We start from the raw sequence: 23,080 nt of genomic DNA, 5'->3' as shown, positions 1-23,080 counted from the left end.
CCGCTTCGGGCGCGACATCGATTGCACTGCTCTACTTCCCCTGCTGCTGGTTGCGGTTGGTGGTGGCATTGTTCTTCTGTTCCTGGGCGGCCGCCGCGCGCGATTCGGCAATGCCGACCGAGCGCGCCGACGCGGCCTTCTCGTCTTTCTGCAGCTCCATCGGCTGCTGCTCCCCTTCCGGGGTGAGCCAGCCGCCACTGAAACCGGCGCGCTCCAGACCCTTGCGGATGTGCACGTTCTTCTTCATCACGTCCCAGACGAAATCGTTCCGGTAGTTGGCGATCATCGTCAGGATCGGACCCTGGTCGATGCCGATGTAATCGCTGGCCACCCAGCCGCGGTCGGGCACCAGCCGACCGGTCTTGATCGGGATGTCGTAGTTGAAGCTGGGGTTGAACGAATCCAGGAACCCGTAGCTGGAATAGATGTAGTCGCCGTAGCGCTTGTGCATCTCTTCGGTGGCCGGGATCACTTCTTCCGGGGCGAACACCACCGAGGCGATCGCTGCGGTCGGGGCGATGGTGCCGTCATCGAAGTTCTCGCGCAGGCCGGCGCCGCGCGAGGAGTAATGGCGGAACTGGCGCTGTTCGCCGCGGTATTCCTGGGTGGTGTTCTGCGGGCCATCGCTGGCGGTCAGGCCCCACACGTTCTCGCCGTAGTCCTTCCAGTTCATCGGGTTGGCGATGGCGTACTCGCGCTGGGCCAGCGCGGCCGAGCGGCTGTTGAGGAAGTAGGTGCTGCCACGCTCGCGCATGTAGGCATCCTGGATGTCGCGGAAGTCCACCCACACATGCGTGTACTGGTGCCCGAACAGCGGGCCGAAGGACAGGTATTCCTGGCCCTGGTACACGCCCCAGTCGTTGTCGTAGGTGCGCGTCCAGACCGTCCACGCGTCCGGGCTGACCGGGTGGGTCGGCGAGCCGAGCGCGAGGATGTAGACCATCATCGCCTCGTTGTAGCCCATCCAGTCGTGGTCGATGAAGCCGCTTTCGGGGAACCAGCCCATCGAGATCAGCGGCGCACGCTGCTGCAGCCACGGCCAGTCCACGCGCTTGTAGAGCGTGTCGGCAATCTCGCGGATCTCTTTCTCGCGGGCGTCGTCACCGCTGTAGTAGGACTGGGCAAACAGCACGCCCATCATCAGCAGCGCGGTATCCACGCTGGACAGTTCCACCCAGCTGTCATAACGACGGCCCTGCTGCATGTCCAGGAAGTGGTAGTAGAAGCCCTTGTAGCCCCCCTTGCCGGTGCGCTGCGGGCCCATCGGCAGGTCGCGGAAGAACTTCAGCGTGAGCAGGGTGCGGTCCACGGCCTGGGTACGGCTGACCCAGCCGTTCTCCACGCCGATCGGATAGGCGGTGAGCGCGTAGCCCACCGAGGCGATGCTGGCAAACGGGCGCGACGGGTAGCGGTCGGGGCTGAGGCCGTTGACCTCGTTGGTGGTATCCCAGAAGAACTGGAAGGTGCGGCGTTCGATGTCGTCGAACAGCGGCGGCAGCTCCGGCTTCATCGGGCGCGGCGGCACGTCGGCTTCAACCAGGATCACCGGCGGCTTCGGCTTTGCCGGTTTGTCCGGCGCCTGCTGCTGGCAACCGGCCATGGCCACGGACAGCAACGCCAGCGACACCACCCGAGATGCATTCATCGACCACCACCTTTTGCGCATGTTCGTGCTGGAGAGCATAGCCTCAACCAAGCTGAAATCGTTTACAGATCACGATCCAAAAAAATCCGCCGGGGCGGACCGTCTGCGTACCGACCAACGGTCGGTACCTACCGCACACGCGCTTGCCCATCCTTGGACGGCAAGCGCCTGTACAGTCCCGCCGGCGGACCCAAGCCGACCGGCGGTACTGCCCCGACACCGCCCAGAAGGCGGTGCCGGGTAACGCTGGCATCAGAAGCGGAAGCCGACTTCCGCCTTGACCTGGCGCGGCGTACCGATGATGTCACCGGTCTCGTTGTAGCTGGCCTGCAGCTTGCCGTTGGTCTTGACGTAGTTGTAGTTGGAGAAGTTGTCGAAGTTGAACACGTTGATGATGTCGATGCGCGCGTACAGCTCGGTCTCGCCCGGCATCTTGAACGTCTTCGTCGCCTGCAGATCGACCGAACGGTAGCCGAAGATCTTGCCACCCAGCAGGAACTTGCCATTGGCGTTGGGCACCGCGGCCTGCGGGGTCGGCAGGTCATAGCCACTGGCCTGCGGCACGCCGTACCAGTCATTGACGGCAGTCGGGGTGGCCAGGGTGACCTTGCCGCCGAAGGTGATGCCCCAGAAGCCCGCGTACGAACCGGTGACCACCAGGCGGTGGCGCGGCGCGCCGTTGGAACGGATGGTCGGGTAGTCGCCGATCAGGCCGCGGTCGAACGCGTACTTCTCGTTGATGTCGCGGTTGTGGCGCGCGGTGGTCCAGGTGTAGGCGATCGAGGAACCCCAGCCGCTTTCCTGGGTGAACGGCTTCTGCGCCGACAGCAGGACCTGGGTAGCGCGGGTCTTGATGCCCTGCTGACCGATGATCAGGCTGCCGAAGCCCGGCACGTTGCAGCTCCAGGCCTGGCTCAGGCCCGGGTCGGTGCCACCGCACAGGCGCGGGTCATCGAAGAACTGGCCGGTCGGGTAACGGTTGCCCAGGGTGAAGGCAAAGCCGTCGTAGCTCAGCGTGCGGGCGATGGTGGCGTCGGTCAGCCAGTCACCGACCTGGTTGCTCATGCCCAGGCTGAACTGGTCGGAGTACGGCACCTTCAGGTTGTTGTTGAGCAGATCCACTTCCAGGCCGGCATTGCTGGTCGAACCGACCAGGGACTGCAGGTTGCCGATACCGTTGAGCAGGTTCGGATTCCAGTCATAGCAGGCAGCCTGGCCGTTGAGGCAGCTGCCGGTGGCCGGGTTGCGGAAGTAGATGGTCGGCTGCGGCAGGGCCAGCTTGGTGGTTTCCAGCTGCAGGTTGTCGAACAGGTCGCGGTCATACGAACGACCGGCACCACCGTGGATCACGTGCTGCTCGTCGGCGTTGATGTCATACGAGAAGCCCAGGCGCGGCTGCCAGGCATCCTTGAACGCCTTGCGGTTGTGGCCGTTGCTGATGTAGTTGCTGATGTCCAGCCCGCCCAGCGCCAGCGTATCGGCGAAGGTCTGGCCAGCGGCAGCGCGCGGGTCCTGCGAGTAGATCGCATCGACCACGGCCTGCGGGGTCACGAAGTCCAGGTAGGCCGGGGTCTTTTCGTAGTCCCAGCGCAGGCCGATGTTCAGCTGCAGGTGGTCGTTGACCTGCCAGTCGTCCTGGATGAACAGGCCGATCTGCTTGGACTTCGAACGCACTTCGCCGGACACGCCCGTTACGCCGTTCACCGGCTTGACGAACTGCGCCTTGTACGGGATGTCGGACGGGAAGTCCGCATCGCCCAGCGAGTAGGTGAACTGCGGATTGATCTGCGCCGCATCGGAGGCGTACAGGTCGATCTGCTTGTACTTGGCGCCCATCTTGATGGTGTGGTCGCCCATCCACTGGATGCCATCCAGGGTCAGGTTGTCTTCAATCGCCCAGCCCTTCTGGCCCTTCACCTGCGAATCCAGTGCCGAGGCGCCACCGATCTTCACCAGGGTGCGGTCTTCGGTGCCGTCCGGCGCGGTGTAGGTGAAGCCGTTGCCCAGGGTCAGCGGGGTCGGGTTGTTGAACGAATCTTCGTGGGTGAGCATCAGCTCGTTGTAGTAACGCTCACCGCTGTGGTTCCAGCGCAGCGCGTAACGACGGTCGGTGTTGACCACTTCACGGCCGGCTTCCGGCGCGGTCTGGCCACTGAACTGCTGCTGGGTCTCGTCGCGATCCTGGAAGCTCAGTTCGATGCGATCGTTGTCGGTCGGCTCGAAGTCGATCTTGGCGAAGATCAGGTCCTGCTCGAACGGCTGGCTGGCCGGGCCGAGGCCGGCGGCGGCGTCTGCCGGCAGCAGGCCGACGCGGTTGGTGACCGAGCCTTCCGGCGCGATGGTGACCGGCAGGTCGAAGCGCTTGGCTTCGTAGGTCACGAAGAAGTGGGCCTTGTCCTGGATGATCGGGCCACCCAATGCAAACCCGTATTCCTTCTCGGCCGATGCTTCCTTGGTCTGGCCGTACTGACGCTCCGCCGGGGTCTTGGCGCGCATGTCTTCGTTGGTGTAACGGTAGAAGGTTTCACCCTTGAACTCGTTGGTACCGGACTTGGTCGCCGCGGTCACGGCCGCGCTCGACACTTGGCCGTACTCGGCCTTGTAGTTGCCGCTGATGACCTTGTATTCGCCGATGGCCAGCTGCGGGAACGGGTTGCCGGCGCTGCCGGACTGGCCGGCCACGCCGCCGCCCTTGACGTAGCTCTTCTGGCCCACGCCGTCGATGTAGACGTTGGTGCCGTCGGCATTGGTGGCACCGCCGCGCAGCGAGGTGTTGCCCTTGGCATCGCGGGTGAAGATCATGCCCGGCACCGCGTCGGCGAACTCCAGGAAGTTGCGCGACACCTGCGGGGTGGTCTGGATCTGCTGCAGGCTGACGGTCTTGCCCACTTCGGAGGTACGCACTTCCTGCAGCAGGGTCGGTGCAATGACGTTGACCGTGTCCAGGTTGGTGGCGTTGGCAGTGCCGCCGTTGGCCGGCGCGCCGCTGAAGTTCAGCGTCGCGGTCGAAGCCACGGTCACCGTCACCTTCTGCGTCTGGCCATTGGCCACCACGTCATAGGTGCCCGGGTCCAGGCCCATCAGCGAGTAGCTGCCGTCGGCACGGGTGGTGGCACGGCGAACGGTGCCGCTGGCCAGGTTGGTGGCGGTCACTTCGGTGCCGGCCTCGGCCTGGGCAACCTGGCCGCGCAGCGACGAGGTGGCCGACTGCGCCATCAGGGACGGCGCGGCGCCCAGCATCAGGCAGGTAACCAGTGCACTGGTCAGCAGACTGCGCGCCGGTGCTCGGTTGCGGTGATTGGAATACGTCATGTAAATCTCCGGGTGGTGGTGGCCGTCTTTGCGGCCCCTGTCGTTTTTTTTACAGCGTGGTTTGAATGCATCACGACCAACGGTCGTGATTTACAGCAAAGGCGTCACGACCAACGGTCGTGACCTACACGAATCACGCACGATCAGGCGCGGAACAAGCGTCTGCTTGTCGCCGGCCACTTCCGTGTTGTTGCCGTCCATCAACTGCAACAGACGCGTCATCGCCTTATCGCCGAGGTCGGCGATACTCACCTGCATCGTCGTCAACGAAGGGTGAACGAAACGCGCCAGCGGAATGTCATCGAAGCCCGCCAGGGCGATATCGGCTGGAACCCGCACGCCTGCCTGCGCGAACGCATACAGGCACCCCAGCGCCATCATGTCGTTGGCGGCGAACACCGCATCGGGCAGCGCGCCGGCTGCCAGCAACTCCTGTCCAGCGCGATGGCCGGAGGCTTCGTCAAAGTCACCGGGCAACTCGATGCCCACCGCATCGGTTCCGAACGCGGCCAGCGCGTCGCGGAAACCGCGCAGGCGCTCACGCGCATCGAAGTTGAGGTCCGGGCCGGAAATGAAGGCGATGCGGCGGTGACCGACATCGAGCAGATGGCGGGTCATGGCCATCGCGCCGGCATGGTCATCGATGCTGAGCACCGGATGATCCTGCTCGGGCAGGTAGGTATTGATCAGGACCGTGGGCAGCGCCTGCGGCAGGTTGTCGGTGAGGAAGCCGGGGCTTTCCGCATACGGCGACAACACCAGCAGACCGTCCACGCGACCGCGCATGGCGCGCAGGGCCGCGCCCTGCTGCTCCTGGTCACCGTGGTAGCTGGACACCAGCAGGTGCTGGCGGCGCTCACGGGCGACCCCGTCGATGCCGCGCATCAACTCGGAGAAGAATTCACCGTACAGGTCCGGCAGCACCACACCGATGGTGTTGGTGCGCCGGCTGCTCAGGCTCCGCGCGGCGGCATGCGGGGTGTAGCGCAGACGCGCAGCGACCTCCAGCACCAGCTTGCGGACCGGTTCGGCGACATTTTCATGTCCATTGAGCGCACGCGACACCGTGGCCACGGAGACCCGGGCTTCGCGGGCTACATCTTTGATTGTGATGGCTGCCTTGTTCACTTCGCCGCCCTCCACGGCTTAGAGATCTGGGGCTTGGCGCGGAATGTAAGCGTTTTCAATCCTGAATGTAAACACTACGTTAGGCAAATGTCGTCCGCCGGTAACATCAAAGTGTCTTCAGGGGCCCTGTCCTGGACTGGCCAGGACAAGGCAGGACAAGGCTTTCAGCCGTTTTTGGCCGGTGCTTCGGCGCGGATGGACAGCGCGTGGATATCGGTGTCCATCAGGGTGCCGAGGGCGGCATAGACGGCCCGGTGGCGCGCAAGGGGCAGCTTGCCTTCGAAGGCGGCGCTGACAATGTGCACATTGAAATGGCCGCGCCCATCGCGCGCGCCCTCGTGGCCGGCGTGGCGGTGGCTGTCGTCCTCCACCTCCAGCAACTGCGGGTCCAGGGCCTGCTGCAGGGCCGCCCGGATCTGCTCGACCCGGGTCACGGCAGGACCTTGCGGAACGGGCGCACCTGGACGCGGGTGTAGACGCCGGCCGCCACGTAGGGGTCGGCGTCGGCCCAGGCCTGGGCCTGCTCCAGCGCGTCGAACTGGGCGATCACCACGCTGCCACTGAACCCGGCCGGGCCCGGGTCTTCGCTGTCGATCGCCGGGCACGGCCCGGCCAGCAGCAGCCGGCCCTCATCGCGCAGGGCGGTCAAACGGGCCAGGTGCGCGCCGCGCACTGCCATCCGGGCCGCCAGTACATCGGCACCGTCATAGCCTTCAATCACATACCACACAGGCAACTCCCAAGGCTCAGCTAAACGAACGGGACGATTCTAGCCCGGCTCGCTGGACACTGCCGGGCTGAACCCGTACTCTTGGCTCCATTGCACGTGGCTGGACGCAGCAGCCCCGCCGGTAGACGGCTTCACCGCCGCCCGACGATCGACCCGCTGCCCCACACCAGTACACGTAGACGACCTCCCCGTAGTTCTGTCGCTGCCCGTCGCGGCGCGCCTTGCTGTTTGAAGTGTGGAACCGCGCCGACCCAGGCGTGTCATGGCTTGCCATCCTGCCGCCGGGCGTTCCGGAACGGCTGAGGGTGCGGCGACCGGTCCGTTGCAATACTGACATCACTCTTGATGACCTCCGAACTCGCGCTCGACGCGAACCCGCAAATCCGGCCGACCGCCCCACAGCAGCAGGAAATGCCGCTGGCCGTGGTGCATGGTCAACCGGTCCTGCAGATTCCGCAGGATCTGTACATTCCGCCGGACGCGCTGGAAGTCATCCTGGATGCCTTCGAAGGCCCGCTGGACCTGCTGCTGTACCTGATCCGTCGGCAGAACCTGGACATCCTGGACATCCCGGTGGCCGAGATCACCCGGCAGTACGTCGAGTACATCAACGTCATGCAGGAGCTGCGCTTCGAACTGGCGGCCGAGTACCTGGTGATGGCGGCGATCCTGGCCGAAGTGAAGTCGCGGATGCTGCTGCCGCGGCCGCCCAGCATCGAGGGCGAGGAAGCCGACCCGCGCGCCGAGCTGGTGCGCCGGCTGCAGGAGTACGAACGTTTCAAGCAGGCTGCCGAAGATATCGACGCCCTGCCCCGGCAGGACCGCGACACCACCCCGGTACATGCCTTCGTGCCCGACCGCGCCGCAGTGAAGCTGCCGCCGCCGGTGGACCTGAAGGAAATGCTGATGGCGCTGCACGACGTGCTCAAGCGCGCCGAGCTGTTCACCGGCCACGCGATCAAGCGCGAGGCCCTGAGCGTGCGCCAGCGCATGGGCGACGTGCTGGGGCGGCTGGAAGACGGCCGGTTCTACCGGTTTGAATCGCTGTTCACCGCCGAAGAAGGCAAGCTGGGCGTACTGGTGACGTTCCTGGCCCTGCTGGAACTGGCCAAGGAACAGCTGCTGGACATCGTCCAGGAAGCACCGCTGGCGCCGATCTATGTCAAATCCCTGGCTGCCGGCAACACCAACGAACCGCTGCAGTTCAACAGCGAATTCGACGACGCCGACGCCGCCAACGCATCCGACTGAGCACCCGACCCACGCATGGATCAATCGCTGATCAACCGTATTGTCGAAGGGGCGCTGCTGGCCTCCAGCCAGCCGCTGACCCTGGCGCAGCTGCAGGGCCTGTTCCCGGAAGAGGAACCGGCGCCGCCGGGCAGCATCGAGCGCGCACTGGAACTGCTGCGCGACGGCTGCGCCCAGCGCGGCGTGGAGCTGGTGGAGGTGGCCTCCGGCTTCCGCTTCCAGGTCACCAATGAAGTGCACGGCTACATCACCCGGCTGTGGACCGAACGCAAGACCCGCTACACCCGCGCCACCCTGGAAACCCTGGCGTTGATCGCCTACCGCCAGCCGATCACCCGCGGCGAAATTGAGCAGGTGCGCGGCGTGGCGGTCAGCAGCAACATCATCCAGGCGCTGGAAGAACGCGAGTGGATCCGCGTGATCGGCCACCGCGACGTACCCGGCAAGCCGGCCCTGTTCGGCACCACCAAGGGCTTCCTGGACTACTTCGGGCTCAAGCGCCTGGACGAACTGCCGCCGCTGTCCGAGCTGCGCGACCTGGGCGAACTGGAACCGCAGCTGCCGCTGGACCGCGATGGCCAGCCGGCCGGTCGCCTGGCCGCCGGCGCCGCCACCCCCGATGCCGAGCTGGACGGGGACGCGGCAAACGACGACACCCCGCCACTGGCAGGTGACGACGAATCGCAGGACAATTCACCCGATGGCGGGCACGCGCCCACCACCGATACCGTTGCAGACACCGAATCCAAAGCGCCGTTGCCGCCCCGCGACGACGACGCTGGAATGACCGCCCCTGATGGCGAACCCGATACCGCGCCGGGCGAGCGCGCGGCGCCCCAGAACGAAACCGAAAACAACGCCGTCGCGAAGACGACCGTGGCTGTTGACGAAGCCGATCCCGAACCAGAGGCCGACGCACCCGTTGCCGGCCGGAGCCAAGTAAATGAGTGACACCCCCCGCAAGCCGTCTTTGAACAAGCTTTCGCTCAAGCGCGAAACCGCCACCGACCAGCCCAAGCTGGAAGAACGCCTGCACAAGGTGCTGGCCCAGGCCGGCCTCGGTTCGCGCCGCGCGCTGGAACAGCGCATCGCCGATGGCCTGGTCAAGGTCAACGGTGAAGTCGCGCAGACCGGCCAGTCGATCAAGAGCGGCGACAAGGTCGAGCTGGACGGCCGCGGCTTCGTGGCCACGGCGCTGACCGAAACCTCGCGCGTACTGGCCTACAACAAGCCGGAAGGCGAAGTAACCACCCGCGAAGACCCCGAAGGTCGCCCGACCGTGTTCGAAGCGCTGCCTGCCCTCAAGGGCGCGCGCTGGATCGCGATCGGCCGCCTGGACATCAACACCACCGGCCTGCTGCTGGCGACCACCGACGGTGAGCTGGCCAACGCGATGATGCACCCCTCCTACGAGGTCGAGCGCGAGTACGTGGTGCGCGTGCGCGCCCCGGAAGGCGAAGAGAAGGTGCCCGACAACATCGTCGACCGCCTCGCCCGCGGCGTGGCGCTGGAAGACGGCCCGGCCAAGTTCGACGAGATCGAACGCATCGGCGGCACCGATTCGCACGACTGGTTCCGCGTGGTCGTCAAGGAAGGCCGCAACCGCGAAGTGCGCCGCCTGTGGGAATCGCAGGGCTGCCAGGTCAGCCGCCTGAAGCGTACCCGCTACGGCAAGGTCAGCCTGCCGCGCGAACTGCTGCGTGGCCAGTCGGTCGAACTGCCGGCCAAGCAGGTTGAAGCGCTGCGCGCCGAACTGAAGCTGGAAGAAGGCGCGCCGTCGGCGCTGACCCTGCAGCCGGTGATCGGCCAGCGTCGCGCCGCCAAGACCACCGTGCGCGTGTCGCGCGAGGGTGGCCGTGGCAATGCCTACGTCAACGGCCACAACTCGGCCGACGAAGGCCGCGAACTGCGTCGTTTCGACAACGTGCGCGAAGAGCGCGGCCGTGGTCGCGGCGGCAAGGGCGGCGGCTTCAAGGGTGGCCTGACGGTCAGCGGTGAAGCGGCGGCCAAGCAGTCGCAGCGTCCGTTCAAGGCGCGCCCGGACAAGGGCAACCGTGCGCTGCCCGAAGGCAACCCGGCCGCGTTCCGCAGCTGGTACGTGCCGGACGGTGTCAGCACCGGCCCGAGCAACCACCGCAATGCCGGTCCGGGCGCAGCCCGTGGCCCGGGTGCGCGTGGTCCGGGTGCCGGCGCAGGCGCCGGTGGCCAGGGCCGTCCGTACGGCAAGCCGAAGGGTCCGGGCGGCGCAGGCGGCCCGGGTCGCGGCAGCTACGGCGGCGGCGCTGAAGGCCGTGGCGGCTACGCCGGCGGTGGCGGTGGTTACGGCGGCGAGAACCGCGGTGGCGAAAGCCGTGGCGGCTACGGCGGCCAGGGCCGTCCGGCCGGCGCCGGTGCCGGTGGCAACCGCGGTGGCCAGAGCGGCCAGGGTCCGTCGCGTCATCCGTACGGCCATCCGGGCAATGCCCCGAGCTTCCCGTCCGACCACGCCAATCCGGGCAGCAGCCCGTACGGCAGCGCGCGTCCGGCGGGTAACCGCGGTCCGGGTGGTCCGGGTGGCAATCGTGGTCCGGGCGGTCCCGGTGCGCGTGGCCCGGGCGCCAATGCGCGCGGCCCCGGTGGTCCGGGCGGCAATCGCGGTCCGGGTGGCCCCGGTGGCAACCGTGGCCCGGGCGGCCCCGGTGGCCGTGGTCCCGGCGGCCCGGGCGGTCGGCCCGGCGGCAGCCGCGGTCCGGGCGGCGGCGGTCACCGTGGCGGCGGCCCGCGCGGCGGCTGATCACTGATACCCTGAGATCAAAAAACCCCGGCTTCGGCCGGGGTTTTTTTATGGGGGCTGACCGCGCGTTGTGCCGGCTGGGGCAGCCACCCATGGGGTGGCTCTACCCTGCTCTACGTGTGCACCCTTGCGCCATCAACCTCCGGCCAAATGCGGTAGAGCCACCCCATGGGTGGCTGCACGTAACGCCGGCCAGATGATGCCTCAACGGCGCTCGATGGTGAACTTGCCCAGCCCCACGCCCAGGTCCCAGCCCTTGCCGGTACCGGCCAGCGCCAGCGACACATCGCCCTTGGTCATGACCTGCGCATTGCTGGATTTGTCGGCGCCCGCATGGGCTTCCACCGAGGCATAGGAGCCGATCAGGTCGTTGACCGAATAGGCGCCGGAGAACTTGCCCTTGCCATCGACGATCTTGGATTTGCCCACGGTCAGCCCGCCCCCCTTGACGGTGATCTTCACCGGGATGCGCGCGCCGTTGTCGCAGCTGATGGTGCCGGTGCCCGATGCGGTCTTGTACAGCACCGACCAGCCGGCCAGGTTGTAGTGCAGCTCGCAGTCGATGTTGCCGGCTGCCTGGGCGGCCGAGGCCGTCGACAGGCCGGCCAGCGCGATCAAAACCAGGGAAAACTTCTTCATGCGATCCGCTCGTACTCAGTGGGTGACGAGGCGAATCTAGCAGTGGCCGCGTGTGACCCGGATGAGGCCACACGCCGCCGTCAGGCCATCGTTCAGCCAGCGTCGACCGGGCCGTCCAAAGTGAACGCATCGGCATCGAGCATCGCCGGAAAGCGCGCACGGTGCGCGGCCAGCGCCGCCGCCGAGATGGTGGTGGTGACCACCTGCTCGACCTCGCGCACTTCCACCTGCGGCTGGCCGAGGAAGTCGATCACCGCACTGTCGCCGGCATAGTGCAGGTCGTTGCCATCCACGCCCACCCGGTTGACCGCCGCCACGAAGCACAGGTTCTCGATCGCGCGTGCACGCAGCAAGGTGCGCCACGGATACGCGCGTGCCGACGGCCAGTTGGCCACGAAGATCTGCAGGTCGAAGTCCAGCTCGCCCGGGCGCTCCACATCGAAGCGGTTGCGGCAGAACACCGGGAAACGCAGGTCGTAGCAGACCTGCGGATTGATCCGCCAGCCCTTCCATTCCACGCTCAGGCGCTCGTTGCCGGCCGCGTAGCGCAGGTGCTCGTTGCCGTAACGGAACAGATGGCGCTTGTCGTAATGCTGCAGCTCGCCGTCGGGCGTGGCCCACAGCAAACGGTTGTACACGCCCTGCCCCACCCGCAGCTGCACACTGCCGGTGACCACCGCGCCCAGCCGCACGGCCTGCTCGCGGATCCAGGCCACGGTCGGGCCGTCCATGCCTTCGGCCTTGTCGATGGCCTCGTTGGAGAAGCCACTGGTGAAGGTTTCCGGCAGGATCACCAGGTCGGTCTGCCCGGCCAGCGGGGCCAGCAGCGCGCCGTAATACGCGCGGTTGCCAGCCGGGTCGTGCCAGCGGGTATCGCCCTGGACCAGGGAGACGCGCAGGTCACCACGTTCGACGGGGGCGCCCATCACAGCACCTGCAGGCGTTCGATCGCCGCATCCAGCGTGGCGTCGTTCTTGGCAAAGCACAGCCGCACCAGGCGCTGCCCGGCCGGTGCGGTTTCGTAGAACGGCGACAACGGGATCGCGGCCACGCCCTTTTCGATGGTCAGCCACTTCACGAATTCGTGGTCGGGCAGATCGCTGATGGCCGAGTAATCCACCAGCTGGAAGTAACCGCCCGGCACCGGCAGCGGGGTCAGGCGGGTGGTCAGCAGCTGGTCGCGGAAGCGGTCGCGCTTGGCCTGGTAGAACGCCCCCAGCTCGAGGTGGTGCTCGGGCTCATCACGGATCATCGCGGCAAAGCCGTACTGGGCCGGACCGAAGCTGGTGAAGGTGTTGTACTGGTGGACCTTGCGGAACTCGGCGCTCATCGCCGGCGGCGCGATCGCATAGCCGATCTTCCAGCCGGTGCAGTGGTAGGTCTTGCCGAAGCTGGAAATCACGAACGCGCGTTCGCGCAGTTCCGGGTAGCGCAGCGCCGATTCGTGGCGGCGGCCGTCGTAGATGATGTGCTCGTACACCTCATCGGAAATCAGGTAAATGCTGGTGCCGCGCAGCACATCGGCCAGCGCCTGCATGTCGTCGGCGCTCAGCATCGCACCGGACGGATTGTGCGGGGTGTTGACCATCAGCAGGCGGGTGTGCGGGGTGATCGCCGCACGCACGCGATCCCAATCCACCGCGAAGGTCTGCGGGTCCAGCGGCACATGCACCGCGCGCGCGCCGGCCAGGTCGATGGCCGGCTCGTAGCAGTCGTAGGCCGGATCCAGCACGATCACTTCCTCGCCCGGGCGCACCACGGCGTGGATGGCGTTGAAAATCGCCTCGGTGGCGCCGCTGGTCACGGTGATTTCCGTGTCCGGGTCCACCTGCGCGCCGTACAGATCCAGCGACTTCTGCGCGATGGCCTGGCGCAGCGGCGCCACCCCGGTCATCGGCGGGTACTGGTTCAAACCGCCCTGCATGGCCTTGATGGTTTCATCCACCAGGCGCTGCGGCGCGGAGAAATCCGGAAACCCCTGCCCCAGGTTCACGGCGCCATGCTCGGCAGCCAGCTGGGACATCACGGTGAAAATGGTGGTGCCCACCTTGGGCAGCTTGGTTTGCGGTTGCATCGGCCGGAAAGAAGAAAAGGGGGAAAGGCCAGTGTACGCAAAACCCCCGATACAATGACCGCCCCTTCCGCCGCAAAGACCGCCCCTTGAACGCTCCTCCGTTGCTGGCCGCCCAAGGCCTTGCCTTCAGTCGCAACGATGAGCCGGTGTTCGGCCCGCTCGATTTCCACATCGACGCCGGTGAAGCGCTGCTGGTGCAGGGCGACAACGGGTCCGGCAAGACCACCCTGCTGCGGGTGCTGGCCGGCCTGCTGCGCGCCGATGCCGGGCAGGTGCAGATCGACGGGCGGGCTGCCGGGCACAAGGAGCGCGCACGGTTCGTGGCCTACCTGAGCCACCTGCCGGCGCTGAAGGCCGATCTGGACACGCTGGAGAACCTGCATTTCCTGTGCGGCCTGCACGGGCGGCGCACGCGCCAGATGCCGGGCAACGCGCTGGCCATCGTCGGCCTGGCCGGCTATGAAGACACCTTGGTGCGCCAGCTCTCGGCCGGGCAGAAGCGGCGCCTGGCGCTGGCCCGGATCTGGCTGTCGCCTGCCCCGCTGTGGCTGCTAGACGAACCCTACGCCAACCTCGACCTGGACGGCATCAACCTGGTGAACCGGATGATTTCCGCGCACCTGCGCAGCGGTGGTGCCGCCCTGGTGACCACCCACGGCGCCTACGCCGCGCCGCCGGTACAGACACGGCTGCTGCGGCTGTCGCCTGCGGGGGAGATTTCAGCGCCCGCCGGGCAGAATTCAGCGACTGCCGGGCAGAGCCCGGCACTACGAGGGGGTGCCGCATGATCGCGCCGGGTACCGAACCGGGCCTGTGGCAGACCGCGCGGGCGCTGGCCCGGCGCGACCTGCGCCTGCTGTGGCGGCGCCGCGGCGATGCCCTGCAGCCGCTGATGTTCGCCGTGCTGGTGGTGGTGCTGTTTGCCCTGGCGCTGGGCCGCGAGCCGCAGCTGATGGCGCAGGTGGGCGCGGCGGTGCTGTGGCTGGCGGTACTGCTGGCCGGCCAGCTGGCGCTGGATTCCATGTTCCGCAGCGACGCCGAGGACGGCTCGCTGGAGCAGTGGCTGCTGGCGCCGGTGCCGCTGGCCTGGCTGGTGCTGGTGCGGGTGCTGCTGCATTGGGCCACCACCGCCCTGCCGCTGATCGTGGTCAGCCCGTTGCTGGCGGAAATGCTGCATCTGCCGCATGACCAACTGCCCATCCTGCTGGCATCGTTGCTGCTGGGAACACCGTTGCTCAGCCTGATCGGCGGCGTGGTTGCCGCGCTGACCGTGGGCATCCGGCGCTCTGGTATTCTCGTGGCGTTGCTGGCCTTGCCGCTGTACGTACCGGTGCTGGTGTTCGGTGCAGGCAGTGTCGGGGCCGCCGCACGCGGTCAGGATCCGGTGGGGGCGCTGCTGTTGCTGGGCGCCGGGCTGGTGGTGGCGCTGGTGCTTGCACCGCTGGCCACCGCCGCGGCCATCCGGATATCGTTGAATTGAGCAGTCGTCCACCGCCACACCGTTTACAGCGTCACCGTTCAACACGCCGCTCCACGTCCGTTGAATCGTCGCCCTAGGTTGGATAGCTACCGCTGCATGCACACTCTCGTCCGCTGGTTCCACCACGTCGCATCGCCGCCCATCTTCGACCGCTTCGCCGCGCGCTGGTCGCGCGTGTTCTACGTGGCCGCCCTGCCGGTGCTGCTGATCGGGCTGTGGCAGGGCCTGTTCGTCGTGCCGCCGGAGCAGAGCCAGGGCGACGCCTTCCGCATCATCTACATCCACGTGCCCAGCGCGTGGATGAGCCTGTTCGTATTCGCCTTGATGGCACTGTATTCGGCCATCGCGCTGGTCTGGCGGATCAAGGTCTGCGAGATCCTTGCCATGGCCTGCGCGCCGATGGGCGCCGGCTTCACCCTGATCACCCTGCTCACCGGCAGCATCTGGGGCAAGTCCACCTGGGGCACCTGGTGGGACTGGGACCCGCGCATGACCAGCGAACTGATCCTGCTGTTCCTGTACCTGGGCGTGATCGGGCTCTACTACGCCATCGAAGACCGCCGCAGCGCCGCGCGCGCGGCCGGGCTGCTGGCCATCGTCGGCGTGGCACTGCTGCCGGTGATCCGCTATTCGGTGGACTGGTGGGGCGGCCTGCACCAGCGCCAGTCGATCAACGTGTTCGGTGACAACGCCGTCCGCGCCGAGCTGATCGCGCCGCTGTGGTGGATGGTGGTGGGCACCAAGCTGTGGTTCGCCGGCTCGCTGCTGGCCAAGGCGCGTGCCGACAACCTGCTGCGCGAGGCCGGCAAGGCCTGGGTGGCCGAACGCATCGGCGGCGGTGCCGCCACCGCTGCCGGGGAGATGCCGCGATGACCCACCTGCCCTTCATCATTGCCGCCTTTGCGGTGTTCGCGCTGGTGCTGTGCTGCGATGCGTTCGGGTCCTGGCTGCGCCTGCGCCTGGCGCGCTGGCAGGCCCGGCACCGCCAGCAGCGGCTGCAGGCCCGCGCCAAACCGCAGGCCGACACCGCGCTGGCCACGGAGCTCAGCCGATGACCCCGGTGCAGCGCCGCCGCATGGTGTGGGTGTTGCTGCTGTTGCTGGCCTCCGGCCTGGCCACCACGCTGGTGGCCTTCGCCCTGCAGCGCAACATCGCCTACCTGTACACGCCGGCCGAAGTGCTGCGCGGTGACGTGGATCCGCAGTCGCGTTTCCGCCTGGGCGGGATGGTGGTGAAAGGTTCGTTCCAGCGCGCCAGCGGTTCGCTGGAAGCACACTTCGTGGTCACCGATGGCGACGCCACCTTGCCGGTGAGCACCTCGCGGATCCTGCCGGACATGTTCCGCGAAGGCACCGCGGTGGTGGCCAGCGGCCGCCTGCAGGACGGCCGCTTCATCGCCGATGAAGTGCTGGCCAAGCACGACGAAAACTACATTCCCAAGGAAGTGGCCGACAAGATGGGCCAGGCGCATACCAAGCACGATGTACCGGTGACCGCACCGGAGGTGCGCTGAGTGCTGCCCGAACTGGGGCAGATCCTGCTGGTGACGGCGCTGCTGGTGGCGGTGCTGCAGGCGGTGCTGCCGTTGTGGGGCGCCCAGCGTGGCTACGCGGCGTGGATGGCCGTGGCCCGCCCGGCCGCGTACGCGCAGCTGGTGCTGCTGCTGGGCGCGTTCGGCGTGCTCACCGCGGCCTTCGTCACCCAGGATTTCTCGGTGCGCTATGTGGCCGAAAACTCCAACTCGCTGCTGCCGCTGGCCTACCGCTACTCCGCGGTGTGGGGCGCCCATGAGGGCTCGCTGCTGCTGTGGGCGCTGGTGCTGGCGCTGTGGAATGCCGCCGTAGCGCGGTGGTCGCGGCAATTGCCGATGCAGGTGCTGGCCCGCGTGCTGGGCGTGCTGGGCATCATCAGCATCGGCTTCCTGGCCTTCCTGATCTTCACCTCCAACCCGTTCGCGCGGCTGCTGCCGGCGCCCCTGGAAGGACACGACCTCAACCCGCTGCTGCAGGACCCGGGGCTGATCATCCATCCGCCGATGTTGTACCTGGGGTACGTCGGTTTCGCGGTGCCCTTCGCCTTCGCCATCGCCGCGCTGCTGGAAGGGCGCGTGGATGCGCGCTGGCTGCGCTGGACCCGGCCGTGGACCAACGTGGCGTGGGGCTTCCTCACCCTGGGTATCGCGCTGGGCAGCTGGTGGGCGTACTACGAACTGGGCTGGGGCGGCTGGTGGTTCTGGGACCCGGTGGAGAACGCCAGCTTCCTGCCGTGGCTGGCCGGCGCGGCCTTGATCCACTCGCAGGCGGTCACGGAAAAGCGCGGCAGCTTCGCCAGCTGGACGCTGCTGCTGGCCATTGCCGCCTTCGCGCTGTCGTTGCTGGGCACCTTCCTGGTCCGCTCGGGCGTGCTCACCAGCGTGCATTCGTTTGCCGCCGATCCCTCGCGCGGGACCTTCATCCTGATTTTCCTGGCGCTGGTCATTGGCGGCGCACTGCTGCTGTACGCGCTGCGCGCCGGTGCGCTGGGCAACGACGACCCGCGCCGCGGCTTCATGGCCACCTCGCGCGAAACCCTGCTGCTGGCCAACAACCTGCTGCTGGCCGCAGCGTGCGCGATGGTGCTGCTGGGCACACTGTACCCGCTGCTGGCCGATGCGCTGGGGCTGGGCAAGGTGTCGGTCGGCCCGCCCTACTTCGGCACCCTGTTCCTGCTGCTGATGGCGCCGCTGGTGGCGCTGCTGCCGTTCGGCCCGCTGGTGAACTGGCAACGCGACCAGGCCTCGCGCGCGCTGGCGATGCTGGCGCCGTGGGCGGTGCTGGCGCTGCTGCTGGGCGCCATCGCCTACTTCATGGCCCCGCAGGGCGCGCTGAAGACCGCGGCCGGTGTGACCGCCGCTGCCTGGGTCGCCTTCGGTACCGCGCGCTTTGTGTGGAGCCGGCTGCGTGGCAATGGCCGCTTCACCGCCGAAATGGTCGGCATGCTGCTGGCCCATGGCGGCGTGGCGGTGTTCCTGGCCGGGGCCCTGCTGGTGGAAGCGCTGAACGTGCAGCGCGAGGTGGCGCTGTCGCCGGGCCAGTCGCTGCAGGTGTCCGGGTACGAAGTGCGCTTCGAGGGCGTTGACCACCAGCAGGGCCCCAACTACACCGCCGACCGCGGCCACATGCGCATTCTGCGCAACGACCGCGAACTGGCCCTGCTGCACCCGGAAAAGCGCGCCTACGCCAGTGGCGGCCAGATGATGACCGAGGCCGGCATCCATGCACGCATCAGCGGCGATGTGTACGTGGCGCTGGGCGAGCCGCTGGGCAACAATGCCTGGGCGGTGCGCGTGCACATCAAACCGTTCGTCCGCTGGATCTGGCTGGGCGCACTGCTGATGGCCCTGGGCGGTTTCGTCACCGCCGCCGACCGCCGTTTCCGCCGTCCCTGAGTCCTGGAGTTCCCCCGTGTCCGATCCGCGTCCCGTTTCCCGCCCCCTGCCGCCCGTGGCCATCGTCATCGGCGTGCTGTTCTTCTTCGGGCTGTTGGGGCTGATGATCTACGGGGTGATGAAATCCGGCGCGCCCGACCGCGACGTGTTGCCCTCGGCCTTGATCGGCAAGCCCGCCCCGGCCTTCACCCTGCCGGTGCTGCACGACCCCACCATCAAGGTCAGCAGCAATGAACTGCGCGGCGCGCCGTACGTGCTGAATGTGTGGGGCAGCTGGTGCGCGGCCTGCCGCGAAGAACACCCGGTGCTGACCCGCTTCGCCGAAACCAAGCGCGTGCGCGTGATCGGCTACAACTGGAAAGATGAGCCGGCCGACGCCCTGCGCTGGCTGGAACAGCTGGGCAACCCGTTCGTGCTGGTGCTGGCCGACATCGAAGGCCGCACCGCGATCGACTGGGGCGTCACCGCCGCGCCGGAAACCTTCCTGGTGGACGCCAGTGGCGTGGTGCGCTGGAAGTACAGCGGCGCGCTCACCCAACGGGTGGTGGACACCCAGCTGATTCCCGAACTGGACAAGGTGGAGCGCAGCCATGCCAATGCCCAGACCACGCTGCCCGCCGCGCCGTAAGCTGCCCGCGCTGCTGCTCGGCGGCCTGCTGGCCGCTGCGGCACTGCTGCCGGCGACGGCCAGCGCGCAGGCGGTGTCCGACCCGACGCCGCTGCGGTATCGCGACGCCGCCGAAGAGGCGCGCTTCCATGCACTGGCAGCCGAACTGCGCTGCGTGCAGTGCCAGAACCAGTCGCTGGCCGATTCCAACGCGCAGATCGCACACGACCTGCGCCGTGAAGTGCTCACCCTGATGCAGCAGGGCCACGACGACGCGCAGATCAAGCAGTTCCTGGTCGACCGCTACGGTGCGTTCGTGCTGTACCGCCCACCGATGGACGCCCGCAACAGCCTGCTGTGGTTCGGCCCGGCCGTACTGCTGCTGGGCGGCGCGGGCGTGCTGGTGTGGGTGGTGCGCCGACGCAGCCGCCAGCTGCAGCCGATGGACAAGAGCGAGGAGCGCTGGTGAGCGGATCGTGGTTACCAACACTTGCCGCCATGGCCGCCACTGCCGTCGGCCTCGTGGTGCTGTGGCCGCTGCGCGCCACGGGCCGGCGCGCGCCCTTCCTCGTGATGGTGGTCGCCGTGGGCGTGGCCGGTTCGGCGCTGTACTACCTGGTCGGTACGCCAGAGGCCGCCACGCCGACCGCGCGCACGGGCGAACCAGCCAGCCTGCGCGATGGCGTGGTGGAACTGCAGCGCGCGCTCGAGCGCGACCCGCAGCGCGCCGACGGCTGGGCCCTGCTCGGTCGCTCGCAACAGGCCTTGGGCAACCTGCCCGAGGCCAACCGCGCCTTCGCCCGTGCCGTGCAGCTGGCCCCCGATGAGCCCGAGCTGCTGGTGGAGGCCGCACAGACCCGCGCACAGGCCGACCCGGCCAAGCAGTTCGACGATACCGGGCTGCAGTGGCTGCGCCATGCCCAGCGGCTGGCGCCGGGCAGCGAGCGCGCCGGCTGGCTGATCGGCATCGCGCTGCGCCAGCGCGGCCAGGATGCCGAGGCGGCCGCCACCTGGGAGGCGCTGTTGCCGCGGCTGGACCCGGGCGCGGCCACCGCGCTGCGCGAACAGATCGCCATTGCCCGCGAGAAGGCCGGGCTGCCCGCCGCCGCGACGCCGCCCGCGGCGACCACCGCAGCAACCGCACTCACCGTCACGGTCGCGCTGGATCCCGAGTTCGCCGCCCGCGCACGCCTGCGTGACGATGCCAGTATCTTCGTGATTGCCCGCGTCCCCGGCGGCCCGCCCATGCCGGTGGCCGTGGAAAAACACCGGCTGGCCGACCTGCCGCTACGGGTCACGCTGGACGACGCCGACAGCCCGATGCCCACCCAGCCGTTGTCGGCGCTCAAGGAGGTGGAGGTGTTCGCGCGCCTGTCCGCCTCCGGCCAGGCCAACCGGCAGGAGGGCGACATCGATTCGCCGTCGGTCCGCGTGCCGCTGCCGCATACCGAGCCAGTGCCGCTGCTGATCGGCGGACCATGAGCCGGGCCGGCGCGATGCTGCGTGCCGCCCATGGCACGGCACGTTGACCTGACCCGGCTAAAATGCGCGCATGACTGAATTCATCCCGCCCGGTACGCGTTACCACGCCCTGCCCTCGCCCTTTCCGTTCAAGCGCGGTGGCCAGCTGCTGGACGCGCACGTGGCCTATGAAACATGGGGCACGCTCGATGCGCAGGCCAGCAACGCGGTGCTCATCGTCACTGGTCTGTCGCCCGATGCGCACGCTGCCGCCAACGCCAACAACCCGGCCGCCGGCTGGTGGGAAGGCATGCTCGGCCCGGGCAAGGCGATCGACACCGACCGCTGGTTCGTGATCTGCGTGAACTCGCTGGGCAGCTGCAAGGGCTCCACCGGCCCGGCCACGATCAACCCGGCCACCGGCGCACTGTACCGGCTGCAGTTCCCGGAGCTGTCGATCGAAGACGGTGCCCGCGCCGCTGTCGAGGTGGTGCGTGCGCTGGGCGTGGCGCAGCTGGCCTGCGTGATCGGCAACTCGATGGGCGGCATGACCGCACTGGCGCTGCTGTTGCTGCACCCGGGCATCGCGCGCAGCCACATCAATATTTCCGGCAGCGCGCAGGCGTTGCCGTTCTCCATCGCGATCCGCTCGCTGCAGCGCGAAGCGATCCGCCTGGATCCGAAGTGGGACGCCGGCCAATACACCGAAGACAGCTATCCCGAATCGGGCATGCGCATGGCGCGCAAGCTGGGCGTGATCACCTACCGCTCGGCGCTGGAATGGGACGGCCGGTTCGGCCGCGTGCGGCTGGATTCGGACCAGGCCGACGACGACCCGTTCGGCCTGGAGTTCCAGGTGGAAAGCTACCTGGAAGGCCACGCGCGCCGCTTCGTGCGCTTCTTCGACCCCAACTGCTACCTGTACCTGAGCCGCTCGATGGACTGGTTCGACCTGGCCGAATACGCCGACGGCGACGTGCTGGCCGGGCTGGCGAAGATCCAGGTGGACAAGGCGCTGGCGATCGGCGCCAACACCGACATCCTGTTCCCGGTGCAGCAGCAACAGCAGATCGCCGACGGCCTGCGGGCCGGTGGTGCCGACGCGCGCTTCATCGGGCTGGATTCGCCGCAGGGGCATGATGCGTTCCTGGTGGATTTCGCGCGGTTCGGGCCAGCCGTGGGCGAGTTCCTTTCCGCACTCTAAGGACAGACATGCGACTGCAGGGAAAGCTCAGCGAATGGGACGACGCGCGCGGCTTCGGCTTCGTGCAGCCCAATGGTGGGGGCGACCGTTGCTTCGTGCATATCCGTGCGTTTGCGGCGCGTGACCGGCGGCCGGCACTTGGCGACGTGATTACCTATGCGGTTGAACGCGATGCGCAGGGGCGCCGGAACGCCGTGCAGGTGCGCTTTGCGCTGCAGCGTGGCGGCGCGCGCAACACGCCTGCGGCCGAGCGGAAGGGCCGCGACGTTTTCCCTCGCAAGACCATCGCACTGCTGTTCCTCGCCGGACTAGCTGGGCTGACCGCGTGGATGCACTGGCCGATGTGGCTGCCAGCGGCGTATCTGGGCGCGAGCGCCATGACCTTCCTGTTCTACTGGTACGACAAGAGCGCTGCGCAGAACGACCGGCAACGCACGCCCGAAAAAACCCTGCAGCTGCTTGCGTTGTTCGGCGGTTGGCCCGGTGCCTTGTTCGCGCAATCGGTGCTGCGCCACAAGAATCGCAAAGCCTCGTTCCAGCAGGTGTTCTGGGTAGTGGTGGTGATCAACCTGGGTGCGCTCGCCTGGCTGCTGCACCAGATCCCCCGGTAGAGCCACGCCATGCGTGGCTGACGCAGCAATCGGGCGCCCCATCACCAAGGCGCCCGACCAGACCCACCGCCAGCGCGACCTTCAATCCCCACCAAACGGACTACACCGCCATCCGTGCTGGTGCCGCACCCACTCCTCCAGGTTCCTGTCGTCGACCGCCACCGGACCGCACTCGACCGCCACGTACTCCCGCATCAGCCGGCCCAGCACCTGGTCAGCGGCACGATGCTCGCGCGCCGCCGCATCCTGAAAACGGGCGCGCAACCCGGCGTCCACCTCGGCCTGCGTCAACACGCACCGGTTCATGCCTTCCCTCCATCAGTGGACGCCGACGCACGCGCTGCTTCCCGCGCAAGCCGCTGCAGCTTCCTGGGAATCTTCACCGGCGCCGGCACTGGTCGCTCAATCACCGTGAGCGTGATACGGCCATGCTCCGCGTCGATCTTGAGGCGTGAGCCTACGTCGAAGCCCAGCTTGTCCAGCCAGCGGCCGCGCAGACGTACGTACGGAATCACCTCTACGCTGCCGCGCTCCTCGCGGATGGGGTACAGCTGTGCACCCACTTTGCAGGTTGGGGCTGGGCGGGCGTAGGGTTTGCGCTTGGGCGGCTCGAAGAAGGGTGTGTCAGCCCATGGTGTTCGCATGATGCACCTCCTGATAGGAATCGCCCTCGCCGGGATGGCGAGGGTGTCGGGAGGTTAGAAACCGCAGAGAGGCCGGCGGGCGTATTCCCCGTGA

General features: G+C 67.7%; 24 protein-coding genes. 14 read left to right on the top strand and 10 right to left on the bottom strand.

Annotation, left to right across the window (positions count from 1 at the left end):
- Positions 1 to 31: 31 nt before the first annotated feature.
- The 5 genes from DX03_RS07040 to DX03_RS07020 all read right to left on the bottom strand — a co-directional run bounded on the left by DX03_RS07040 (position 32) and on the right by DX03_RS07020 (position 6,815).
- Complete coding sequence (locus DX03_RS07040) at positions 32 to 1,645, bottom strand: glucoamylase family protein (RefSeq protein ID WP_051598772.1); 1,614 nt, start codon at positions 1,643 to 1,645, stop codon at positions 32 to 34.
- A 252-nt stretch (positions 1,646 to 1,897) separates the two neighbouring features.
- A complete protein-coding gene (locus tag DX03_RS07035; protein WP_038687494.1) occupies positions 1,898 to 4,957 on the bottom strand; it encodes a TonB-dependent receptor domain-containing protein in 3,060 nt (1,019 codons plus the stop codon).
- Between the two features lie 90 nt (positions 4,958 to 5,047).
- Positions 5,048 to 6,100, bottom strand: a complete 1,053-nt coding sequence (locus tag DX03_RS07030) for a LacI family DNA-binding transcriptional regulator (protein WP_038687492.1) — start codon at positions 6,098 to 6,100, stop codon at positions 5,048 to 5,050.
- Positions 6,101 to 6,249: 149 nt separating this feature from the next.
- Positions 6,250 to 6,519: a BolA family protein gene (locus DX03_RS07025; RefSeq protein ID WP_038687490.1), complete on the bottom strand. Its 270-nt coding sequence runs from the start codon at positions 6,517 to 6,519 to the stop codon at positions 6,250 to 6,252.
- Positions 6,516 to 6,815 (bottom strand): YciI family protein, encoded by a 300-nt coding sequence (locus DX03_RS07020; RefSeq protein WP_038687488.1) that lies wholly within the window; start codon positions 6,813 to 6,815, stop codon positions 6,516 to 6,518. The genes DX03_RS07025 and DX03_RS07020 overlap by 4 nt, the downstream gene beginning before the upstream one ends.
- 345 nt (positions 6,816 to 7,160) lie before the next feature.
- Here DX03_RS07020 and DX03_RS07015 point away from each other — a divergent pair, with 345 nt between their 5' ends.
- The 3 genes from DX03_RS07015 to DX03_RS07005 are packed head-to-tail and all read left to right on the top strand — an operon-like array spanning position 7,161 to position 10,839.
- A complete protein-coding gene (locus tag DX03_RS07015) occupies positions 7,161 to 8,066 on the top strand; it encodes a segregation and condensation protein A (protein WP_038687485.1) in 906 nt (301 codons plus the stop codon).
- Between the two features lie 15 nt (positions 8,067 to 8,081).
- Positions 8,082 to 9,017, top strand: coding sequence for an SMC-Scp complex subunit ScpB (scpB, locus tag DX03_RS07010; RefSeq protein WP_038687483.1), 936 nt, complete (start codon positions 8,082 to 8,084; stop codon positions 9,015 to 9,017).
- The gene (locus DX03_RS07005; RefSeq protein ID WP_038687481.1) at positions 9,010 to 10,839 is read left to right on the top strand and encodes a pseudouridine synthase; all 1,830 of its coding nucleotides are present in this window, start codon (positions 9,010 to 9,012) and stop codon (positions 10,837 to 10,839) included. The genes scpB and DX03_RS07005 overlap by 8 nt, the downstream gene beginning before the upstream one ends.
- 204 nt (positions 10,840 to 11,043) lie before the next feature.
- Here DX03_RS07005 and DX03_RS07000 read toward each other — a convergent pair whose 3' ends face one another.
- The 3 genes from DX03_RS07000 to DX03_RS06990 form a co-directional block, all read right to left on the bottom strand.
- Positions 11,044 to 11,478 (bottom strand): hypothetical protein, encoded by a 435-nt coding sequence (locus DX03_RS07000; protein ID WP_038687479.1) that lies wholly within the window; start codon positions 11,476 to 11,478, stop codon positions 11,044 to 11,046.
- A 92-nt stretch (positions 11,479 to 11,570) separates the two neighbouring features.
- Complete coding sequence (locus DX03_RS06995) at positions 11,571 to 12,404, bottom strand: amidohydrolase (RefSeq protein WP_038687477.1); 834 nt, start codon at positions 12,402 to 12,404, stop codon at positions 11,571 to 11,573.
- Positions 12,404 to 13,552 (bottom strand): pyridoxal phosphate-dependent aminotransferase, encoded by a 1,149-nt coding sequence (locus DX03_RS06990; protein WP_038687475.1) that lies wholly within the window; start codon positions 13,550 to 13,552, stop codon positions 12,404 to 12,406. Before DX03_RS06990 ends, DX03_RS06995 begins: the two co-directional genes overlap by 1 nt.
- Positions 13,553 to 13,638: 86 nt before the next feature.
- Here DX03_RS06990 and ccmA point away from each other — a divergent pair, with 86 nt between their 5' ends.
- From ccmA to DX03_RS06935, 11 genes are all read left to right on the top strand, one after another.
- A complete protein-coding gene (gene ccmA, locus DX03_RS06985; RefSeq protein ID WP_081797177.1) occupies positions 13,639 to 14,340 on the top strand; it encodes a heme ABC exporter ATP-binding protein CcmA in 702 nt (233 codons plus the stop codon).
- A complete protein-coding gene (gene ccmB, locus DX03_RS06980; RefSeq protein WP_038687473.1) occupies positions 14,337 to 15,032 on the top strand; it encodes a heme exporter protein CcmB in 696 nt (231 codons plus the stop codon). The genes ccmA and ccmB overlap by 4 nt, the downstream gene beginning before the upstream one ends.
- Before the next feature lie 96 nt (positions 15,033 to 15,128).
- Positions 15,129 to 15,905: a heme ABC transporter permease CcmC gene (gene ccmC, locus DX03_RS06975; RefSeq protein WP_038687471.1), complete on the top strand. Its 777-nt coding sequence runs from the start codon at positions 15,129 to 15,131 to the stop codon at positions 15,903 to 15,905.
- Positions 15,902 to 16,087, top strand: a complete 186-nt coding sequence (locus DX03_RS06970; protein WP_038687470.1) for a heme exporter protein CcmD — start codon at positions 15,902 to 15,904, stop codon at positions 16,085 to 16,087. Before ccmC ends, DX03_RS06970 begins: the two co-directional genes overlap by 4 nt.
- Positions 16,084 to 16,545: a cytochrome c maturation protein CcmE gene (ccmE, locus tag DX03_RS06965; RefSeq protein WP_038687467.1), complete on the top strand. Its 462-nt coding sequence runs from the start codon at positions 16,084 to 16,086 to the stop codon at positions 16,543 to 16,545. Before DX03_RS06970 ends, ccmE begins: the two co-directional genes overlap by 4 nt.
- A complete protein-coding gene (locus DX03_RS06960; RefSeq protein WP_038687465.1) occupies positions 16,546 to 18,459 on the top strand; it encodes a heme lyase CcmF/NrfE family subunit in 1,914 nt (637 codons plus the stop codon).
- 16 nt (positions 18,460 to 18,475) lie between these two features.
- On the top strand, positions 18,476 to 19,087 hold the full coding sequence (locus tag DX03_RS06955) for a DsbE family thiol:disulfide interchange protein (RefSeq protein WP_038687463.1): 612 nt from the start codon (positions 18,476 to 18,478) through the stop codon (positions 19,085 to 19,087).
- A complete protein-coding gene (locus tag DX03_RS06950; protein WP_425598311.1) occupies positions 19,056 to 19,535 on the top strand; it encodes a cytochrome c-type biogenesis protein in 480 nt (159 codons plus the stop codon). The genes DX03_RS06955 and DX03_RS06950 overlap by 32 nt, the downstream gene beginning before the upstream one ends.
- A 29-nt stretch (positions 19,536 to 19,564) precedes the next feature.
- The gene (locus DX03_RS06945; protein WP_038687462.1) at positions 19,565 to 20,548 is read left to right on the top strand and encodes a tetratricopeptide repeat protein; all 984 of its coding nucleotides are present in this window, start codon (positions 19,565 to 19,567) and stop codon (positions 20,546 to 20,548) included.
- A gap of 70 nt (positions 20,549 to 20,618) precedes the next feature.
- Entirely contained in the window at positions 20,619 to 21,731 is a 1,113-nt protein-coding gene (gene metX / locus DX03_RS06940) for a homoserine O-acetyltransferase MetX (protein WP_038687460.1), read from the top strand.
- 8 nt (positions 21,732 to 21,739) lie between these two features.
- Positions 21,740 to 22,342 (top strand): DUF1294 domain-containing protein, encoded by a 603-nt coding sequence (locus DX03_RS06935; protein ID WP_038687459.1) that lies wholly within the window; start codon positions 21,740 to 21,742, stop codon positions 22,340 to 22,342.
- A gap of 81 nt (positions 22,343 to 22,423) precedes the next feature.
- Here DX03_RS06935 and DX03_RS06930 read toward each other — a convergent pair whose 3' ends face one another.
- Entirely contained in the window at positions 22,424 to 22,636 is a 213-nt protein-coding gene (locus DX03_RS06930) for a hypothetical protein (protein ID WP_185753476.1), read from the bottom strand.
- 8 nt (positions 22,637 to 22,644) lie between these two features.
- Positions 22,645 to 22,986: a SymE family type I addiction module toxin gene (locus DX03_RS06925; protein WP_081797175.1), complete on the bottom strand. Its 342-nt coding sequence runs from the start codon at positions 22,984 to 22,986 to the stop codon at positions 22,645 to 22,647.
- Positions 22,987 to 23,080: the final 94 nt, after the last annotated feature.

This window comes from Stenotrophomonas rhizophila (assembly GCF_000661955.1).
Classification (GTDB): Bacteria; Pseudomonadota; Gammaproteobacteria; order Xanthomonadales; family Xanthomonadaceae; genus Stenotrophomonas; species Stenotrophomonas rhizophila.
The sequence above is the reverse complement of the archived record's forward strand: the minus strand, read 5'-3'. Positions and strand labels throughout refer to the sequence as shown.

Excerpts from the sequence above, each read along its gene's own strand:
- DX03_RS07040 (WP_051598772.1), bottom strand. The coding sequence starts at position 1,645 with ATGAATGCATCTCGGGTGGTGTCGCTGGCGTTGCTGTCCGTGGCCATG.
- DX03_RS07035 (WP_038687494.1), bottom strand. The coding sequence starts at position 4,957 with ATGACGTATTCCAATCACCGCAACCGAGCACCGGCGCGCAGTCTGCTG.
- DX03_RS07015 (WP_038687485.1), top strand. The coding sequence starts at position 7,161 with ATGACCTCCGAACTCGCGCTCGACGCGAACCCGCAAATCCGGCCGACC.
- scpB (WP_038687483.1), top strand. The coding sequence starts at position 8,082 with ATGGATCAATCGCTGATCAACCGTATTGTCGAAGGGGCGCTGCTGGCC.
- DX03_RS07005 (WP_038687481.1), top strand. The coding sequence starts at position 9,010 with ATGAGTGACACCCCCCGCAAGCCGTCTTTGAACAAGCTTTCGCTCAAG.
- DX03_RS07000 (WP_038687479.1), bottom strand. The coding sequence starts at position 11,478 with ATGAAGAAGTTTTCCCTGGTTTTGATCGCGCTGGCCGGCCTGTCGACG.
- DX03_RS06995 (WP_038687477.1), bottom strand. The coding sequence starts at position 12,404 with ATGGGCGCCCCCGTCGAACGTGGTGACCTGCGCGTCTCCCTGGTCCAG.
- DX03_RS06990 (WP_038687475.1), bottom strand. The coding sequence starts at position 13,552 with ATGCAACCGCAAACCAAGCTGCCCAAGGTGGGCACCACCATTTTCACC.
- ccmB (WP_038687473.1), top strand. The coding sequence starts at position 14,337 with ATGATCGCGCCGGGTACCGAACCGGGCCTGTGGCAGACCGCGCGGGCG.
- ccmC (WP_038687471.1), top strand. The coding sequence starts at position 15,129 with ATGCACACTCTCGTCCGCTGGTTCCACCACGTCGCATCGCCGCCCATC.
- DX03_RS06970 (WP_038687470.1), top strand. The coding sequence starts at position 15,902 with ATGACCCACCTGCCCTTCATCATTGCCGCCTTTGCGGTGTTCGCGCTG.
- ccmE (WP_038687467.1), top strand. The coding sequence starts at position 16,084 with ATGACCCCGGTGCAGCGCCGCCGCATGGTGTGGGTGTTGCTGCTGTTG.
- DX03_RS06950 (WP_425598311.1), top strand. The coding sequence starts at position 19,056 with ATGCCCAGACCACGCTGCCCGCCGCGCCGTAAGCTGCCCGCGCTGCTG.
- DX03_RS06945 (WP_038687462.1), top strand. The coding sequence starts at position 19,565 with ATGGCCGCCACTGCCGTCGGCCTCGTGGTGCTGTGGCCGCTGCGCGCC.
- metX (WP_038687460.1), top strand. The coding sequence starts at position 20,619 with ATGACTGAATTCATCCCGCCCGGTACGCGTTACCACGCCCTGCCCTCG.
- DX03_RS06935 (WP_038687459.1), top strand. The coding sequence starts at position 21,740 with ATGCGACTGCAGGGAAAGCTCAGCGAATGGGACGACGCGCGCGGCTTC.
- DX03_RS06925 (WP_081797175.1), bottom strand. The coding sequence starts at position 22,986 with ATGCGAACACCATGGGCTGACACACCCTTCTTCGAGCCGCCCAAGCGC.